At 64.5% G+C, this 18,473-nt stretch carries 15 protein-coding genes and 2 pseudogenes; 8 read left to right on the top strand and 9 right to left on the bottom strand.

Annotated elements, in window-relative coordinates; translation table 11 throughout:
• The first annotated feature begins 2 nt into the window (after positions 1-2).
• Entirely contained in the window at positions 3-392 is a 390-nt protein-coding gene (locus FFI87_RS21585) for a DUF3331 domain-containing protein (RefSeq protein ID WP_006752593.1), read from the top strand.
• Here FFI87_RS21585 and FFI87_RS21580 read toward each other — a convergent pair.
• On the bottom strand, positions 389-1,717 hold the full coding sequence (locus tag FFI87_RS21580; protein WP_138849092.1) for a dicarboxylate/amino acid:cation symporter: 1,329 nt from the start codon (positions 1,715-1,717) through the stop codon (positions 389-391). The two genes, FFI87_RS21585 and FFI87_RS21580, sit on opposite strands and share 4 nt — an antisense overlap.
• A gap of 175 nt (positions 1,718-1,892) precedes the next feature.
• Positions 1,893-3,644: a gamma-glutamyltransferase gene (gene ggt / locus FFI87_RS21575; protein ID WP_138849094.1), complete on the bottom strand. Its 1,752-nt coding sequence runs from the start codon at positions 3,642-3,644 to the stop codon at positions 1,893-1,895.
• 334 nt (positions 3,645-3,978) lie between these two features.
• Here ggt and FFI87_RS21570 point away from each other — a divergent pair, with 334 nt between their 5' ends.
• Positions 3,979-4,857 carry a MurR/RpiR family transcriptional regulator gene (locus FFI87_RS21570; protein WP_138849096.1) on the top strand — a complete coding sequence of 293 codons (879 nt, stop codon included), beginning with the start codon at positions 3,979-3,981 and terminating at the stop codon, positions 4,855-4,857.
• A 379-nt stretch (positions 4,858-5,236) separates the two neighbouring features.
• Here the strand turns inward: FFI87_RS21570 and FFI87_RS21560 are convergent, their stop codons facing one another.
• The 3 genes from FFI87_RS21560 to FFI87_RS34555 are packed head-to-tail and all read right to left on the bottom strand — an operon-like array spanning position 5,237 to position 8,537.
• A complete protein-coding gene (locus tag FFI87_RS21560; RefSeq protein ID WP_138849097.1) occupies positions 5,237-6,583 on the bottom strand; it encodes an AAA-associated domain-containing protein in 1,347 nt (448 codons plus the stop codon).
• 11 nt (positions 6,584-6,594) lie between these two features.
• A complete protein-coding gene (locus FFI87_RS21555) occupies positions 6,595-8,349 on the bottom strand; it encodes an ABC transporter permease (RefSeq protein ID WP_138849099.1) in 1,755 nt (584 codons plus the stop codon).
• A 50-nt stretch (positions 8,350-8,399) separates the two neighbouring features.
• Positions 8,400-8,537, bottom strand: coding sequence for a hypothetical protein (locus FFI87_RS34555; RefSeq protein WP_012366356.1), 138 nt, complete (start codon positions 8,535-8,537; stop codon positions 8,400-8,402).
• A 255-nt stretch (positions 8,538-8,792) separates the two neighbouring features.
• On the opposite strand from FFI87_RS34555, the gene FFI87_RS21550 reads away from it, so the two are divergent.
• From FFI87_RS21550 to FFI87_RS21540, 3 genes are all read left to right on the top strand, one after another.
• Entirely contained in the window at positions 8,793-9,737 is a 945-nt protein-coding gene (locus tag FFI87_RS21550) for a metallophosphoesterase family protein (protein WP_012366357.1), read from the top strand.
• A gap of 23 nt (positions 9,738-9,760) precedes the next feature.
• Positions 9,761-10,102, top strand: a complete 342-nt coding sequence (locus tag FFI87_RS21545) for a cupredoxin family copper-binding protein (RefSeq protein WP_012366358.1) — start codon at positions 9,761-9,763, stop codon at positions 10,100-10,102.
• Between the two features lie 115 nt (positions 10,103-10,217).
• Entirely contained in the window at positions 10,218-11,357 is a 1,140-nt protein-coding gene (locus FFI87_RS21540; RefSeq protein ID WP_138849101.1) for a patatin-like phospholipase family protein, read from the top strand.
• Positions 11,358-11,406: 49 nt separating this feature from the next.
• On the opposite strand, the gene FFI87_RS21535 is transcribed toward FFI87_RS21540, so the two are convergent.
• Positions 11,407-12,111 (bottom strand): SDR family oxidoreductase, encoded by a 705-nt coding sequence (locus FFI87_RS21535; protein WP_138849103.1) that lies wholly within the window; start codon positions 12,109-12,111, stop codon positions 11,407-11,409.
• A 119-nt stretch (positions 12,112-12,230) separates the two neighbouring features.
• Between FFI87_RS21535 and gcvA the strand changes: the two genes are divergently transcribed.
• Positions 12,231-13,130, top strand: a complete 900-nt coding sequence (gene gcvA, locus FFI87_RS21530; RefSeq protein ID WP_138849104.1) for a transcriptional regulator GcvA — start codon at positions 12,231-12,233, stop codon at positions 13,128-13,130.
• Positions 13,131-13,218: 88 nt separating this feature from the next.
• Here gcvA and FFI87_RS21525 read toward each other — a convergent pair.
• Positions 13,219-13,374: pseudogene (locus FFI87_RS21525) on the bottom strand (LysR family transcriptional regulator); the annotation flags it as partial.
• A gap of 1 nt (position 13,375) precedes the next feature.
• Here FFI87_RS21525 and FFI87_RS35370 point away from each other — a divergent pair.
• Positions 13,376-14,797, top strand: a pseudogene (locus tag FFI87_RS35370) (phage integrase family protein); the annotation flags it as partial.
• A 177-nt stretch (positions 14,798-14,974) separates the two neighbouring features.
• On the opposite strand, the gene FFI87_RS21515 reads toward FFI87_RS35370, so the two are convergent.
• Entirely contained in the window at positions 14,975-16,465 is a 1,491-nt protein-coding gene (locus tag FFI87_RS21515; protein WP_138847460.1) for an ISNCY family transposase, read from the bottom strand.
• Positions 16,466-17,041: 576 nt separating this feature from the next.
• Positions 17,042-17,500 carry an MEKHLA domain-containing protein gene (locus FFI87_RS21510; RefSeq protein ID WP_138849106.1) on the bottom strand — a complete coding sequence of 153 codons (459 nt, stop codon included), beginning with the start codon at positions 17,498-17,500 and terminating at the stop codon, positions 17,042-17,044.
• A gap of 225 nt (positions 17,501-17,725) precedes the next feature.
• On the opposite strand from FFI87_RS21510, the gene FFI87_RS21505 reads away from it, so the two are divergent.
• On the top strand, positions 17,726-18,382 hold the full coding sequence (locus tag FFI87_RS21505) for a response regulator transcription factor (protein ID WP_138849108.1): 657 nt from the start codon (positions 17,726-17,728) through the stop codon (positions 18,380-18,382).
• Positions 18,383-18,473 lie beyond the last annotated feature (91 nt).

The raw sequence follows: 18,473 nt of genomic DNA, 5'->3' as shown, positions 1-18,473 counted from the left end.
ACATGAGCAACAGTGCAGCCGCCTGGCTCAGGACCGTCGCCGCGATCGGCAGCTTCGACATGCCGTCCGTCTCATGGGCCGCGCCGCGCAGGCGCAGCGTCACGCGCGACCGCTTGCCGTCGTGGGACGCGACGAGCCAGCCGACCATCAGCGTGCTGGAGCGGCCCACCGCCGACACCGTGATGATTTCGTGGCGCGACGCGTGCACCGGCCACTACGGTTATCAGAAGTGGCGGCTGTTCACGACGCGCAAGCGCGGCGTCTGCGCGCTGTCGGGGCGGCCGATCGCGCCCGGCGACAGCGTCTATGCGCCGCAGCTGCTCGGCTCGGCGCCGGGCAACGCCGCCGCGATGGTGCTGGCGGCGTCCCTCGACGAGGCCTGCGCCGCTTAAGCGGACGTCGCCCGACCGGCGCCATAGGCCGGATCGCCGTTCTGCCGTTCCAGTTCCGCGTCGAGATGCGCGGCATGCGCCTTCGCTTCGGACTCCGACATCAACTCGCCTTCCCACTTCGCGACCACCGCGCTGGCGATCGAATTGCCCACTGCATTGGTGGCCGAGCGCCCCATGTCGAGGAACGTGTCGACGCCGAGGATCAGCAGCAGCCCCGCTTCCGGAATGTCGAACTGGTGCAGCGTCGCCGCGATCACGACGAGCGATGCACGCGGCACGCCGGCCATCCCCTTCGACGTCAGCATCAGCACCAGCAGCATCGTGATCTGCGTGCCGAGCGACAGATGGATGTTGTAAGCCTGCGCGATGAACAGCGACGCGAACGTGCAGTACATCATCGAGCCGTCGAGGTTGAACGAATAGCCCATCGGCATCACGAAGCTCGAGATCTTGCGCCGCACGCCGAACCGGTCGAGCGCGTCGAGGATCTTCGGGTACGCGGCTTCGGAGCTGGCAGTCGCGAACGACAGCATGAACGCTTCCTTGATCAGCGCCAGCAGCTTGAACACACGACGTCCGAGGAACAGCAGGCCGGCGGCCACGAGCGTGCTCCACAGCAGGAACAGGCTCACGTAGAAGTCGCCCATGAACACCGCGAACTTCAGCAGGATCGACAGTCCGTTGATCGCGACGGTCGACGCCATCGCGGCCAGCACCGCGAGCGGCGCGAGCTTCATCACGTAGCCGGTGATCTTGAGCATCACGTGCGCCAGCTGGTCGATCGCGGCCACGAGGATCTTGCCGCGCTCGCCGAGCGCCGACAGCGCGACGCCGAAGAACATCGAGAACACGACGATCTGCAGGATCTCGTTGTTCGCCATCGCCTCGGCGATCGACTTCGGCACCATGTGACTGACGAAATCCTTCAACGTGAACTTGGACGTCGCCAGATGCGCCGATGCGCCAACGTCCGGCAGCGGCAGGCCGAGGTTTTCCCCCGGGTGCAGCAGGTTCGCCATCAGCAGCCCGAGCAGCAGCGAAATCAGCGATGCGGTGACGAACCAGGCGAACGCCTTCACGAACACGCGCCCCACCGACGATGCGTCGCCCATGTGCGCGATGCCGACGACGAGCGTCGAGAACACCAGCGGGCCGATCACCATCTTGATCAGGCGCAGGAACACGTCGGACACCAGCGAGATGTAGCCGGCGATTTCCGTCGCGGACTGCTTGTCCGGAAACTGCGTATAGATCATGTAGCCGATGAAGATGCCGGCCGCCATTGCGAGCAGGATCCAGACTGCCGCGGACATTCGTTTGTTCATAACGGTACTCGACGCACGGTGCAGGAATGGAAGAAAACGCCGCGCCGGTGCCGTGCCACGGTGCGCGTTGCGGGCCGGTCGTGCGCCCTGTCGCTGCTCCGGCGCTCGCGCGATGGCGAACGCCGGTTGCAACGGTTCAGCATGATGCGATCAAATCGGATCAGGTCAGTACCGGTCAGTAACCGATCGCCGATCCGGCCGGGCGACGCGGATCGTTGACGCCGTAGATGTAGCCGACGCGTACATTGCCGGATACCGACGAGTCGTTACCGGAACTCTGGTGGCTCGCCGCTTCGGTGCCGGGCAGGCCGACCATGATCAGCTCGGCGGCGCCCCACGGCGTCTGCTCGACCATCTTGTAGCCCATCTTGTGCAGGATCGCGAGCGTGTCGGGCGACAGGCCGCGGGTCTCGTAATAGACCTCGTCCGGCAGCCATTGATGATGGACGCGCGGCGCACCGACCGCATCCTGCGGCGTCATCCCGTAGTCGATCACGTTCAGCACGGTCTGCAGCGTGATCGTGATGATGCGCGAGCCGCCCGGCGAACCGACCACCATGAACACCTTGCCGTCCTTCTTCACGATCGTCGGCGCCATCGACGACAGCGGGCGCTTGCCCGGTGCGATCGAGTTGCGCGTGCCCTGCACGAGGCCGAACAGGTTCTGCGCGCCGACCTTCACGGTGAAGTCGTCCATCTCGTCGTTCAGGAAGAGGCCCGTGCCCGGCGCGATCACCACGGCGCCGAAGCGGCCGTTGACGGTGTACGTCGTCGACACCGCGTTGCCGTCGTGGTCGACGATCGAATAGTGCGTCGTCTCCGGCTTCTCGTGCACGCCGACGCCCGGCTGCACGTCGACCGACGCCGTTGCCGTCTCGCCGCTGATCTGCTTGCGGATCTCGGCCGCATACGCCTTGCTCGTCAGCTTCGCGACGGGATTGTCGATGAAGTTCGGGTCGCCCAGCAGCGTGTTGCGATCCTCGTAGGCATGGCGCATCGCCTCGGTCATGTAGTGGACCACCGACGCCGACTGATAGCCCATCTTGCGCAAGTCATAGCCTTCGAGGACGTTCAGCGTCTCGCACATCGTCACGCCGCCCGAGCTCGGCGGCGGCGCCGACACGAACTCGTAGCCGCGATACGTACAGGTCAGCGGCGCGACGTCCTGCGCGCGATACGACGCGAAATCGGCTGCCGTGATCAGGCCGCCGCCGCGCTTCGCGGCCGCTTCGACGATCTTCGGGATCTCGCCGTGATAGAACGCTTCGGGGCCGTGCTCCGCGATGCGCTCGAGCGTGCGCGCCAGGTCCTTCTGCACCAGGCGGTCTCCCGGCTGCAGCGGCGTGCCGTCCGGGCGCAGGAAGATGCGCGCGGCTTCCGGATCCTTCTTGAAGCGCTCGATCGTCGTGTCGAGGATGTCCGTGTCGCCGCGCGTCAGCACGAAGCCGTCGCGCGCGAGCCGGATCGCCGGCTCCATCACCTGCTTGCGCGTCAGCTTGCCGTACTTGCGCTGCGCGAGGTCGAGACCGGCGACCGTGCCCGGCACGCCGACCGCGCGATAGCCGTACAGGCTGTCGTCCGGAATGACGTTGCCCTTCGCATCGAGATACATGTTCGCCGATGCCGCGGCTGGCGCCGTCTCGCGGAAGTTGATGAACCGGTCGCGGCCGTCGGCCAGATGCACGGTCATGAAGCCGCCGCCGCCGATGTTGCCGCAGCACGGATTGGTCACCGCCTGCGCGTAGCCGACCGCCACGGCGGCGTCCACCGCGTTGCCGCCCTTCTTCAGGATGTCGACGCCGATCTGCGACGCGAAATGCTGCGACGACACGACCATGCCGTTCTTCGCTTCCACCGCGGGTTCCGAAGCGGCGAGCACGCACGCGCTCATGGCAGACAACAGGGTGAGTACTACGAGCCGCCTCATGACGGAATCCTCCTGACGAATAAACCGGCAACGCCGTGATGCGATCCGACATGTAATGAACAGTACATTCCGGCGAGGCCGCGATCATATCATCGAGGTTTTTGTTCAAAAACCTAGGGTTATCACTGAACTATTCCGCTATGCCTGATGGATTTGCAGTCGCTTTGAATGTTTGTTTTATTACACATGTGAATGATTGGAGTGGAGGCGATGCGACCCTCTAATCTCGAGCCGTACACGGCCCGCGGGCCGTCGATCGGCTAACATGCGTGGAGTCGCCGGCAGACATATGTCTGCCGTTTGTCATTCAGATACGAGCAAGCCGGAGTGCCCGATGGGGACAAGCATCAGGGCGTTGCTGCTATCCCAGATGGATAGCTTCACGCCGTCGGAACAGAAGGTCGCGCATGCGCTGCTGGATCGCTATCCGAGCCTCGGTCTCGGGCCGATCGCGAGCTTTGCGAAGCAAGCCGAAGTCAGCGACCCGACCGTGTTTCGCTTCGTCGTGCGGATCGGCTTTCCGAACTACTCGTCGTTCCAGCAGGCGTTGCACGACGAGATCGATACCGCGATGAATTCGCCGCTCGCGCGGATGGATGCGTTCCACTCGGAATCGGGGATGCGCGACAGTCATTCGGCGATCTTCCAGCGGCTCTCGCAAGCGCTCGCCACGACGATCGACGAGCTCGACGCGGCGGCGTTCGACGAAGCGGTGACGCTGCTGGCCGATCCGGGCCTTCGCGTGTTCTGCGGCGGCGGTCGTTACACCGCGCCGCTCGCGTCGCTGTTTTCCTTCACGCTCGCGTATGCGCGTCCGCATGTGCAGTACGTCGAGCCGAACGTGAATCTCGCGTCGGTCACGCTGACGGACATGGGGCCCGCCGACGTGCTGGTCATTTTCGATTTTCGCCGCTATCAGAAGGACAGCATCCGGTTCGCGCAGGCTGCGCATCAGCTCGGCGTCAAGGTGCTGCTGATTACCGACGAATGGCGCTCGCCGATCAGCGCATTCGCCGAGATCGTGCTGCGGATTCAGGGACGCCCGTTCGCGATGCTGCAGACGAACGTGCCCGCGCTCGCGCTCGCCGAAGCGCTGGTGATCGGCGTGACGAACCGGCTTCCCGAGCTGGCGCGGCAGCGGATGGAGAAGATCGAGCGGCTGAGTACGGGTGGGGTCGAGCGGGATGCGAATCAGTGGGATTTGCCGGAGTAGCGGTGATCGTCATTCGGGCATGAGCTTTCAGCTATCGACGTCGCGGGGCTTGCGACTTGAATCGAAAAACAACATCCAGACGTTCAATGTGCGGCTCCGGCCATCGTCGCGCTACCGTGCTCATGGCATCAGTTCCCTCCGGTTGCCGGTCACGATCAGCTTGACGGGATCCGTCTTCTTCCAATGCGACTTCGGAATCACGAGTTGCCACTCGGCACCGCCCTGATCACGAAAGAACCCCGCGACACCCACTGCTTGCACACGTCGTCCGGCATTGGCGCGGACAGCTTCATCGGCAGCGCTGCCGGCAGTGCGGCAGGCGCCGATCGCGACATCGATGGCAGATAAATATCGACCCGTACGTGTCTACTTGCACGCTTCACGACTCCACATCCTCAAGACTGAATACTTCCGTCTTGTCGTTATACGAAAATACTTCGCCGTAACGCCCCCAATCGATCACCGCATCGAGCGTTTCCTCGGCCGCGCCGTCCGACAGAAAATCCTCCAGCTCCTGCTCGAAGCGCACGCGCGGCGCGCGATGGCCCGGGCGCTCGTTCAGCACCTTCTTGATCCGCGCGGCGAGCGGCACGTGCTTGAGCAGATGATCCGCGAACATCAGCTTGCGCTCCTGCGTGCCGAACTCCGCGAACACGCGCGCCGACGGCGTCAGGAACACGTCCCCTTCCCGCACGTCGGCAAAACCGAGGTACTGCAGCACTTCGGCGATCGGGAACAGGTCGTCCACTTCCAGATGCAGCGTGCGCGCGATTTCCGGCATGTCCGCGCGGCCGTGGTACGGCGCCATCGCGAGCGTCTCGATCAGGCCGGCCATCAGGTTGGTCGACACCTGCGGCAGCCAGCTGCCCAGCTCCAGCCCCTTTTTCGTCGCCTCGCCGGTCTGGCGCGCCGTCATCTTTGCGTAGATGTCGTCGACCAGCTTGCGGAAGGCGGGATCGAGGCGGTTGCGCGGATGCTTGAACGGCACCTTGATCTCGGCGATCACGCGGCCCGGGTTGGACGACAGCACCAGGATCCGGTCGCACATGAACACCGCTTCCTCGATGTTGTGCGTGACGATCAGCACCGACTTGATCGGCATCCGGCCTTGCGTCCACAGGTCCAGCAGGTCGGTACGCAGCGTTTCGGCCGTCAGCACGTCGAGTGCGGAGAACGGCTCGTCCATCAGCAGGATCGTCGGATCGACGACGAGCGCGCGCGCGAAGCCCACGCGCTGGCGCATGCCGCCCGACAACTCGCGCGGATACGCGTTCTCGAAACCGTCGAGACCGATCAGGTCGATCGCGGCGAGCGCGCGCTCGCGCCGCTCGCGTGCGCCGACGCCCAGCGCTTCCAGCCCGGCTTCCACGTTCTGCAACACGGTCAGCCACGGGAACAGCGCGAAGGTCTGGAACACCATCGCGACGCCTTCGGCCGGGCCGCGCAGCGGCTTGCCGAGATACGTCACTTCACCGCCGGTCGGCTCGATCAGCCCGGCGATGATCCGCAGCAGCGTCGACTTGCCCGACCCCGAACGGCCGAGCAGCCCGACGATCTCGCCTTCGCGCAGCGACAGGTTCGCGTCGTCGAGCACGAGCAATTCGCCCTGCGTCTTGTTGAAGCCGCGGCAGACGTGATCGACACGCAGGATTTCCTCGCCGAGGCGCGGCGGCTGCAGCGGCTGGGACGTCTTGACGGGGGCGTTGATAACGGTCGAATTTTGCATCGCGCTTACTCTCAATCGAGACGGAGCCGGGATTCCGCATAGGCGTACATCGGACGCCACAGCAGACGGTTGAACAAGGTAACGAACAGGGACATCACGGCGATGCCCAGGATGATCTTCGGGAAGTCGCCGGCGGCGGTGGTCTGCGCGATGTAGGAGCCGAGGCCGTGCGCGACGACCTTCGTGTCGCCCCACTGCACGAACTCGGACACGATGCTCGCGTTCCACGCGCCGCCCGACGCGGTGATCGCGCCGGTCACGTAGTACGGGAAGATGCCGGGCAGGATCGCCTGGCGCCACCACTGCCAGCCGCGGATGCGAAAATTCTTCGTCGCTTCCTTGTAGTCGTTCGGATAGGACATCGCGCCGGCGATCACGTTGAACAGGATGTACCACTGCGTGCCGAGCACAATCAGCGGCGACAACCAGATGTCCGCGTTCAGGTGGAAGTGGACGATGACGATCACAAACACCGGGAACAGCAGATTGGCGGGGAACGCGGCGAGGAACTGCGCGAGCGGCTGGATCTTCTCGGCGAGGGCGGGGCGCAACCCGATCAGCACGCCGAGCGGCACCCAGATCACCGACGCGATCGCGATCAGCACCAGCACGCGCAGCAGCGTGATGAGACCGAGCACGAGCACGTGGCCGACGTCACCCATCGTCACGCCGGTCGCGACGAAGCCGACGACGCGCCATCCGACGTACACGGTGATCAGGATCACGAACGTTCCCCACACGATATCGCCGAGGCGCGACGATCCACGCGCCGACGCAGCGCGCGAGGGAGCGCCGTTCCGCGACGGCGCGCGCAACGGAATCCGCGCGGCCTGCGACAGCAGCCAGCCGGCAGGCACCAGCAACTGATGGATCAGGTGCGTGCGGCGCATCATGTCGAGCAGCCACGATTGCGGCGCATCGCCCGACGCGGTGTTCTCCATCCGGAACTTGTCGGCCCATGCAACGAGCGGACGGAACAGGAACTGGTCATACGCGAGGATTACGACGGACATCGCGACGATCACCCAGCCCACCGCGCCGAGGTTCTTGTCCGAGATCGCCTGCGCGAGATATGCGCCGATTCCCGGCAGCGTGATCGTCTGGTTGCCGACGGTGATCGCCTCCGACGCGACGACGAAGAACCAGCCGCCCGACATCGACATCATCATGTTCCAGATCAGCCCGGGCATCGAGAACGGCACCTCGAGCTTCCAGAAGCGCTGCCACGACGTCAGGTGGAAGCCGCGCGACACTTCGCTCAGGTCGCGCGGCACCGTGCGCAGCGACTGGTAGAAGCTGAACGTCATGTTCCACGCCTGGCTCGTGAAGATCGCGAAGATCGCGGCCAGCTCGGCGCCGAGCACGCGGCCGGGGAACAGCGCGAGGAAGAACGTGACCGTAAACGAGATGTAGCCGAGCACCGGCACCGACTGCAGGATGTCGAGGATCGGGATCAACACCATGCCTACACGGCGGCTCTTCGCGGCCAGCGTGCCGTAGACCAGCGTGAACACGAGCGAGGCCGCCATCGCGGCGAGCATGCGCAGCGTCGTGCGCAGCGCGTATTCGGGCAGGTTCGACGGATCGAGCGAGATCTTCTGGGCCTGCAGGGTCGCGATCGGCGCCAGCGTCTGATGGAAGCCGACGATCGCCATCGCGAGGATGCCGATGATCAACGGAAACGCGACCGCGTCCCAGCGATTGGGGAGCACGCGCCACGCGGATGCGTTGGCGGTGCGATTCGGGTCGAAGAAACGGATATCCATCGGTAGCGTCTTGGTCGAATTGAAAATCGATGGGATGGCCGATCGCCGCGTCAGCGGGTGCGGCCCGGAACAAATTCCCAGGCGTCGGGCGGACGATGGCCGGCAGCCTGACAAGGCAGCGCCAGGCTGATGATGTGCGTCCGATGACTGGCCGCACCGCTGGCTTCCGTTGCCGCGAGATTCAGCATGAGGGGCTCCGGAGAAGGTGATTCGGTGTCGCAGGCTATCGGGCGCGGATGACGCAACTGTGACGTGTCACTTACAGGACATTGACACGTCATGCGCCTGCGCTTCGTCCTCGCGCCGCAAGCCGCGAGCAGCGGTGCCCAACCTCGTAACACGCGGGAATAAATCCGTCGCCGCGCCGGTATGGCATGCGAATGCGCCGGCTTATTCCTGGACGATCCGGCCGTCCGGTTACGTCATACGATTGCGAGGCTCCCATGTCTTCATCGACCCCTACTCGTCCGTCGCGCCGCAAGGCCCTGCAATGCATGGCGTTCGGCGGCCTCGGCACGCTGTTTACGCTATCGGGCGGCATCCTGACGCCGTTCGATCTCGCGCTCGCGCAAAGCGGCGCCGCCGTCCCCGCGAAGGCGGGCCGGCCGTTGTTCGTCCAGATTAGCGACACGCACATTGGTTTCAACAAGGACGCGAATCCCGACGTCGCGGCCACGCTGCGGCAAACCATCGATCTGGTCAACGGGATGTCCACCGCGCCCGCGCTCGCGATCCATACCGGCGACATCACGCACTTATCCAAACCGGAGGAATTCGACCACGCGTCGCAGCTGCTGTCCGGGCTACGCGTGCCGGAACTGCACACGGTACCCGGCGAACACGACGTGACCGACGGTTCCGGCGCCGAATACTTCAGCCGGTTCGGCAAGGCGTCGGACAACCGCGGCTACTACAGCTTCGATCACGCGGGCGTTCACTTCGTCGCGCTCGTCAACGTGATGCACTTCAAGCCGAACGGGCTCGGCAGCTTCGGCGACGATCAGCTCGCATGGCTCGCGCAGGACCTGAAGGGGCAGTCGTCGAGCACGCCGATCGTCGTGTTCTCGCACATGCCGATGTGGACCATCTACGAGCCGTGGGGCTGGGGCACCGGCGATGCGCCGCAGACGATGGCGCTGCTGCGCCGCTTCGGCTCGGTCACCGTGCTGAACGGACACATCCACCAGATCGTGTCGAAGGTCGAGGGCAACGTGACGTTTCATACCGCGCGCTCCACCGCGTTTCCGCAGCCGACCGCCGGCAACGGCCCAGGCCCCGTGCCGCTCACTGTGCCGCGCGACCGGCTGCCCGCGATGCTCGGCGTGACGACCGTCGATTTCGCCGGCCATCCCACGACAGCATCACTGCGCGACACGACGCTCGCCTGATCCGGATACGCAAGGAGACCGACATGACCTTCTTCAAGCCCTCGATGCTGCCGGCCGCGCTGATCCTGTGCGCGGCCGCCGCCGGCACGCCGCTCGCCGCGTTCGCGCAAACTCCAGCCGGCCCGCTCGTGACGATCCGCAATTTCATGTTTTCGCCGATGTCGACCACGATCAAGGCCGGCACGACGATCACGTGGAAGAACCTCGACGCGGAACCGCACACCGTCGTCAACGACGCGGGCATCTTCCATTCGAAAGCGCTCGACCAGGACGAGACCTACTCGTTCCGCTTCGACAAGCCGGGGGTCTACAAGGTGTTCTGCGGAATTCATCCGTACATGAAGGAGACCATCACCGTGGAATGACACGACCCCGGGGGAGACGCGCAACGATCCGGCATGACGGACGGTGCGCGTCGATCGCCTACACTGGTTCCATTCGGCCGGAACCCGCCGGCCGTCACCGACTGCGAGGAAAGCGATGACGGCAAGTCAACCCGCACATCCGAAACTGCCGGGCCAGGTCGTGCTCGTGCTTCAGGGCGGCGGCGCGCTGGGTGCATACCAGCTCGGCGTATTCGAGGCTCTGGACGCGTCGGGCATTCAGCCCGACTGGGTCATCGGCACGTCGATCGGCGCGATCAACGCGGCGCTGATCGCCGGCAACGCACCCGGACACCGCGCGCAGCGGATGGCCGAATTCTGGCGCCATGTGACCGAACGGCCCGCCGTGAACGTGCCGGGCTTCCCGACCACCTGGGACAAGATCGGCGCCGAGCTCGCAGTCATCGGCGCCGGGATCCCGGGATTCTTCCGGCCGAATCCCGCCGCATGGCTCGGGCCGCTCGCGCGCGTCGGCGTCGAGCACGCGTCCTACTATCTGGTCGAGCCGCTGCGCGACACGCTCGCGTCTCTGGTCGATCTCGACCTGCTGAACGCGCGCCGGCCACGGCTGACCGTCGGCGCGGTCAACGCGTGCACCGGCACGATGCGCTATTTCGATTCACGCGACCGGCCGCTCGACCTCGACCACGTGATGAGCTCGGGCGCGCTGCCGCCCGCGTTCCCGGCCGTGCGGGTCGACGGCGCGCCCTACTGGGACGGCGGCATCTATTCGAATACGCCGGTCGAGGTCGTGCTGGACGACGCGCCGCGCCGCAGCTCGATCATCTTCTCGGTGCAGATGTGGAATCCGGTCGGGCCCGAGCCGCAAAGCATCTGGCAGGTGTCGGAGCGGCAGAAGGACATCCAGTATGCGAGCCGCACGGACAGCAACATCGCGCGGCAACAGCAGATTCACGGGCTGCGCCACGTGATCAAGGAACTGGTCATGCGGCTGCCGGAGGCCGAGCGCAAGTCGCCCGACGTGCAGGCGCTCGCCGCGTGGGGCTGCCAGACCACGATGCACGTGATCAAGCTCGCGGCGCCGCGCCTCGACGGCGACGATCAGTGGAAGGACATCGATTTCACGCCGGACGGCATCGCGGCGCGCCGCCAGGCCGGGTTCGACGCGACGATGCAGGCGATCGCCGCGCGCCCGTGGGAGCTGCCGCTGGACCCGACGGAAGGGCTCAGCGTCTGGAGTCCGGAAGAGAACAGGATCGGCGAACGGCACAACTGATGCCGCGGGCGGACCGCCAGCGCGCACATCGTCCTGCCGTGGATCCGGCTTACAGCGCGCGCACGATGCCGCCGTCGACCCGAATGTTCTGCCCGGTGATGTAGCCGGCGCCGTCCGACAGCAGGAACCTCACGGTCTGCGCGATCTCCTGCGTCTTGCCGAAACGGCCGACCGGAATGCGAGCAACGATCTCGGGCGTCTCCGGCCAGCTGTCGATGAAGCCCGGCAGCACCGAATTGATGCGAATGTTGTCCTTCGCATACCGATCGGCGTACAGGCGCGTGACCGAACTCAGCGCCGCGCGCAGCGCGGACGACACCGGCATCGCCTGCTCAGGCGCGTCCGCCGCGAAGCTCGAAATATTGACCACCGCGCCGCCGCCCTGCTTCAGGAAGACGGGCGTCACGCGGCGCAGCACGCGAACGACGTTGAGCACGATCAGGTCGAGCCCTTCGTGCCACTTGTCGTCCTCGATGGCGAGCAAGTCGCCCTTCGGCGGATGTCCGGTGTTGTTGACGACCGCGTCGATACGGCCGTACTTCGCGAGCGTCTCGTTCACGAAACGCTCGATGTCGGCGTCTTCGGTAACGGAGCCTGCAACGCCGAAACCACCCAGTTCCTGCGCCAGCTCGACCGCGCTGCCGGACGGCGACATCAGCGCGACGCGATAACCGTTGTTCGCGAGGTCGCGCGCGATTGCGGCGCCCATGCCCTTGCCCGCCGCCGTCACCAAAGCCACTTTCTCTACAGTCATTCCACTCTCCCGGAGGTCGGCTCAGCGCCGCGATCGTCGATCCAAAGCGCCACTGTAGGACTCTATAATCGGCTTGTCGAACGATGATTTCTCCATCCACTCTGTAGAATTTCTACTGAATGAATTCTCTGTTGCGTACCCGCCGGTTCCCGCCGCTCAATGCGCTTCGCGCGTTCGAGGCGGCGGCACGTCACCTCAATTTCCGGCTGGCCGCCGACGAACTCGGCGTGACCCAGGGTGCGGTCGCGCAGCAGGTCAGGCATCTGGAGGACGTCGTGGCGGTTCAGCTGTTTCGACGCTTGCCCAGGGGGCTTGCGCTGACGCGCGAAGGGCTCGAGTATTTTTCGTCGGTCCAGCGCGCGCTGCAGATCATCTCCGACGCCACGGACGCCCTTGGCCAGCGCCCCACGGTTCTGGCGGTCAGCACGACGCCGTCGTTCGCGTCGAAGTGGCTGATTCCGCGTCTGGCGGACTTCGGCCGGCTGCATCCCGACATCGAGGTTCGCGTCATCGCCGACGAAAGGCTCGCGTCGTTTCGGGCCGACGGCGTCGACATCGCGATTCGACTCAGCAAGCCGCCATTCCCGGCCGGCCTGGCTGCGGAGTTGCTGGCTCCGCTCGACATCTTCGCCGTCGCCAGCCCGAAGCTGCTCGACAGCGGCCCGCCGATCCGCACGCCCGCGGACTTGTCGATGCATGCGCTGTTGCACGACGCGCACGATCTGTGGCCCGAATTCCTGGAGAAGCTCGGCGGAACGGGTCACGCCGATCCGACGAAAGGGCCGAGATTCAGCCAGTCGCTGCTTGCGATCGACGCCGCGGTCGCGGGTCAAGGCATCGCGCTGACCAGCGAGCCGCTCGTCGAGCGCGACATCGCGGAAGGCAGGCTGCGCCGCGTGTTCGATTTTTCGTTTCCGATGTCGCTCGGGTTTTACGTCGTCTTCCCGCAGGCCAATGCGCATTCGGAAGCGTTGCAGGCCATGCGGCGCTGGCTGTTTGCGCAGTATGGGAAAGCGTGATCGCCCGGCACCCGCAGCGATTGACGAACGACAAGGAAGCATCGCATGCGATCGTGCCGATCCGGCGCCTGCCGGCCGCGACCCTGCATCAGCCGCTGTTCAGCAGCGCCGCAAACTTGTCGGCCAGTGTCGGACGCGAACGATGCGGCCAGATCGCGCTGAGTTCGAAGAGCGGCAGCGCGTCGCCTTCGCGCACTTCGCACACGCGCACGCCCGCGAACTGGATCGCCTTGACGGATCGCGGCGACCCGGTGAACCGCTGGCTGCCGCCGCGCATCGCGCGCGCTGGCTGCCGCCGGCATCGACTCGCTCGCGGACCTGCTGGTGCGGATGGCCCACCGCCCTGGCTGGTGGCGGCCAATCCCGAATCTGGGGCGCCAGGGTGCGCACCACGTCGAAACCTTTGTCGCGGCGTACCCGGACCTGAGCCGGCGGGCCGCCTCGCTGGCTCCTTACGAGGCAGTGACGGCTCAGTCGGTCCCGCGATGGTCCCTAGATGCGCTGCCCGCCGACCTCGACGGTTCGCGGGGCCGCTTCCGCGCCCCGCGCGATGGCTGCGGCCTCGCCGCGACCAACGATTACCAGGCGATCGAGGCATGGCTCGCGCTGCACGAGTCACCCCACACCGCCCGCGCGTACCGGCGCGAGGCCGAACGGCTGTTGCTGTGGGCCATTGTCGAGCGCCGCCAGCCCCTCTCGTCACTGACCACCGACGATGCGATCGCCTATCGCGCCTTTCTGCGGCATCCAACGCCCCACGCCCGCTGGACCGGGCCGCCGCGCCCGCGTACCACATCCGCCTGGCGTCCGTTCGCAGGACCTATGACGGCGCGGTCAACCGCCTATGCGCTGGCAGTCCTGCGCGCGCTGTTCGGGTGGCTCATAAACCAGCACTATGTCGTGCTCAATCCCTTTGCTGGGGTAACGGTGCGCGGCGGCGCCACGCGCATGCCGTTCGATGTCGCCGGGCGCTGACCGATCGTGAGTGGAACATCGTGAGGGCCGTAGCCGACCGGCTCGAGCGGACCGGCTGGACCGCCCAGGCCGCGGAACGGCTGCGTTTTGTATTGGACTTCGGCGTCGCAACCGGGCTGCGGGCGCAGGAGCTGGTGGCCGCGACACTGGGCGACATCGCGGCCGATGCCCGGGGCATGTTGTGGCTCGAGGTGACCGGCAAAGGCGCGAAGCCCGGACGCGTAGCGCTGCCGCCGCTCGCGCGCGATGCATTGCGGCGCGCGCTGAAGGCGCGGGGTCTGCCGGTCAGGCGTACCCGCTGGCATCCGGCCACGCCGTTGGTGGCGGCCCTCGACACCGAACGAAGCGCAGCCCAGCCAGCCGGAGCCGGCATCAGCGCGGCACGCCTGCGGCAGGTGCTCGGGGGATTTTTCCAGGCGGCGGCGGAGAGCGTGGACGCGCGCCATCCAACCCTCGCCGCGAAGCTACGGCACGCCAGCCCCCACTGGCTACGTCACACACATGCAACCCACGCGCTGGACGCCGGCGTCGAACTGGTCGTCGTGTGTGACAACTTGCGCAACGCGTCAGTGGCCACCACCTCGACCTATCTCCATGGGGAAGAGGCGAAACGCGCGCGACAAGTCGGCGCAGCCTTCCGGCGTCCGCAGCGTGGATCGTGTCGCCAGTACCTTCCCCGCCCGGCCCGGTAGTCGTATGAGCCCTCTAGCACGCCAGCAGTTAAAAACACGACACCTGTAAATAGCCAGATCGCGACATTAGGATACGGCTGCACATATTTGTCTAGGCCAGATTCAAATGTCCGCTTCCCAGCTAAGTTGAAATGTCCGGGTTTGCGGGCTTGAGGTGTGTTTCTCTTGGGTTACAGATCACGCAGTGTCGAAGAGTGGATCCTGAACGGGCAGGGTGCTTACGCTTGCGTCGCTGTCCCTTGCAGACCGACGGCCAGGTTTGCGTGCGGGCTGTTGGTTCTGTCTGCGTTCAGCGAGATCCACGATCACTTTCTCGACGTCGGCCTGCGTGAACTCACGCTGCTTCTTTTTGTTCGGCTGAGAGGTGTTGCGGTTCGTCTTGGTCGAGTCGCCTCGATGCGTTCTGGATGGAGCTTTACCGATCCTGCTGTTATCGCGTTGCGCCTGGATCGCCTGAGCAACCTGGAGCACATGACTCAGGCGCTTGTGTTCGATAACAGCGGCTTGATCGATCTCGGCCAGCCGGTCGTACTGCCTGCAGAACAACACGCGACCCTCTGTTCGGAGTTCGATGCGCCCGTCCGGGTACTCCCAAACCTCAATCGTTCGATCGATCAGCTTCCGATTCTCCGGCGTATCGTCCAGCAAATACATCACTCGGTCGTACTGCACCGTCAGCGACTTCGTGACTTTCCGCGGCTCGCGCCACGTCAGCACCAAGTCGAGATTCTCATCGGCGCGCAGCGGCCGGTGTGCATTGAAGTCGCTCTTCGGCGGCTTTGCGAAGCGCGCGTTGTAAGCAGCCATGAAGGAGGGCGCGTAAGCGTTAGCGTCGGCCACCGTGTTGATCCCGCGTAGTCGCATCTCCTTGACCAAGCGATCCTGTAACGTCAGATGTGCTCGCTCGACTCGCCCCTTGGCCGGACTACTGTTTGCGCAAAACGTGTCGATGTTCAGCTCGTACATCGCTCGACCGAAATGCGTCACCCGATTACCAGTCTTGCCCGGCGTTGTATTGCGGAACACGCTGTACTTGTCGCTATAGAACGCACTCGGCTTGCCGTGGCGCTCGATGTACGCACGCGTCGCCTCGAAGTAGCTGAACGTCGATTCGGTCTGCGTGAAGTGCAGCCCCATCAGCCGGCTCGTCGCGTCGTCCACATACACCAGCAGCGTGCAGGCCGGCGCCCGTTCCTCGAACCACCGATGATCGCAGCCGTCGATCTGGATCAGTTCGCCCAGGCACGCGCGTCGTGCTCGCGGCTGATAGACCTTGGGCGGGCGTTGCCGGCGCGGCACCCATAGGCCAGCGTCGGTCATCAGCTTGCGAACCGTTTCCTTGGCCAGCCGAATGTCGTGGCATTCGTACAGCTTCTCGCAGGCCAACGTCGGTCCGAAATCGGCGTAGCGATCCCGGATGATCGACAGCACCCGATCAGTCATCATGCTATCCAGTCGGTTGTTGCTGGGCTTCGTGCGCCGTTGCGACACGAGACCTTGCGGCCCGTGCTCACGCAATCGGCCGACCAGTCGCCGGATCTGCCGCGTCGTCAACCCGAGTCGTTCGGCCGCGCGCCACGGCTGGAGCTTACCGTCCGCCACGTCCTGAATGACCTTGAACCTGTCCAGCTCGCACATCGTCATCGTGATCCGTTCCGTTGCAGCCATCGAAGCCTCCAGCGCTGGATTCCCAGCGGCCGGTCAGCTTACGATGGGTCGAAAAGCGGACATTTGAACTTAGCCAGAAGCGGACATTACAACTTAGCCGCTACAATATTAAAAAGCGTCAGTGGTAATTATGTAAAGTCAATGCGCGGTTGACCTCGCAATGCGTTACTACACAGGACGATTGCCACTGTTGACCGAGCGGATAGCGCACGTGTCGTCTGCCGTGTCCCACAGGACGAGCTACGTATCGCCACCCAGCGGCTGGCCCTTAGCTGGGCGCGGTCAGCAGCTTGTACTTTGTATCGGTACGTCACCGAAAAATCGCCGTGAACCTCGAACTGGCGTGCCGAGGCGAGACGAACCGCTAAACCATTCGAGGTCGTGGTGCAGTTGGCGGAAACGTCGAATACCGGCCCCCCCCAGTTCATCGGACGGGAGAGGCCATGATGTTACCGTGCACGCTCCAGCCGTAATCTGCGTACAGATCTTGACGTTGAAGCGCAGCGAAGTAGCCCACGCTGTCGATCAAGGCGTCACACTGGTCAAGGTTCGGCACTCGCGTCAGCGTCGCGGAAACTACCCAATGGCGCGCACCTCCGGAATCATCGCTGCCTGACCGCAGTGATTCCCGGCGGAATCGGTGAGTTGCCACACCGTCGCGTGATCGATCCAGAAGCGTGTGCCCGATTTCGTGATGCGTATCCCGCGATATCCCGACACGAAGCCGTCTCGCGCGACTTTCTCGAGAAACGACTGGCGTTCACTCCGCTCCATCGGCTCCGCCGAGAACCGTGAAGGCAGTGCGGTCAGTTCATCCCAGTCATATCCGAAAATGGCCTGCGCGCGCTTGTTGCCGTAGACGAACACGGGATCTACCGCTACACCGTGCGCGAGAATCCCGAAAGGCGCTTCCTCGTACAGCCATGTCGCGGCTTCGGACGTACTCATCCCGGCGGGAACGAGCGACTTGTCGAGCAATCGCTGATAGCTGTCCGCAAGGACGCGGAAGAAGTGAACGTCGACGGGCGATGACATTGCAGAAAGCTCCGGAGAAGAATGCCGAACGCTAATGGTATGACGATTTCACGCGCACCATCATATTGCCCGCGACCCGTCGCCGTCGTCCGATCAGGATGCCCTCTGCCGGTTCCGGCGACTTGTTTCGCTCTAAAATGTGGCGCTATATGGCCGGGGTGCCAGATTGTTAAGCAAAAGCATCAATCAAGTGCAATTCCTATGGATCTCAGTGGCGGAGCGGTGATGACGGACCTGAATGGTGATACGACGGACCCGGTCGTCTTTGTCATAGATGACGATAGCGCCGTGCGTGAAGCGGTCGAAACGTTGCTCGATTCCGTCGGCTTGCATGTCGTTTCGTTCGACAGTGCGCACGCGTTCCTCGCCGCCAGCTTGCCGGACCGACCGAGTTGCGTTGTCCTCGATGTTCGCTTGAAGGGGCACAGCGGACTCGCCGTGCAGGAGCACATCGTACGGAACATGCGCTTGCCCGTGATCCTGATGACGGCGCACGGAGATATCCCCATGTCGGTTCAGGCGATGAAGGCCGGTGCGCTCGACTTTCTTCCGAAGCCGTTTCGCGGACAGGACATGATCGACGCCGTGACACACGCGTTGGAGTCGGATCGCAAGCGCCGCACGTCCGATCGATCGATGGCGATATTGCGTGCGTCCTATGACACATTGACGCCGCGAGAACGAACCATCATGACGATGGTCGCCAACGGGCTGCTGAACAAGCAAATCGCGACCGAACTGGGGTTGAGCGATATCACGGTCAAACTGCACCGCGGGCAAGCAATGAAGAAAATGAAGTCGCCGTCGATTGCCGATTTCGTTCTGAAAGCGGAAGCGCTGGGTTTGATCAGCCGCGACGAGCGTCTGGCCGCACAGGCCTGAGCGCGCAACGATAAACGAGCCGCGGCGATCGTGACGGCGCCGCGTCAGGTCGCCAAGGGTTGCCGATCGTCATGACGACTCCGTCAGCTAT

The organism is Burkholderia sp. KBS0801 (assembly GCF_005937855.2).
Taxonomy (GTDB): Bacteria; Pseudomonadota; Gammaproteobacteria; order Burkholderiales; family Burkholderiaceae; genus Burkholderia; species Burkholderia ambifaria.
This window is presented reverse-complemented; position numbering and strand designations above follow the sequence as displayed.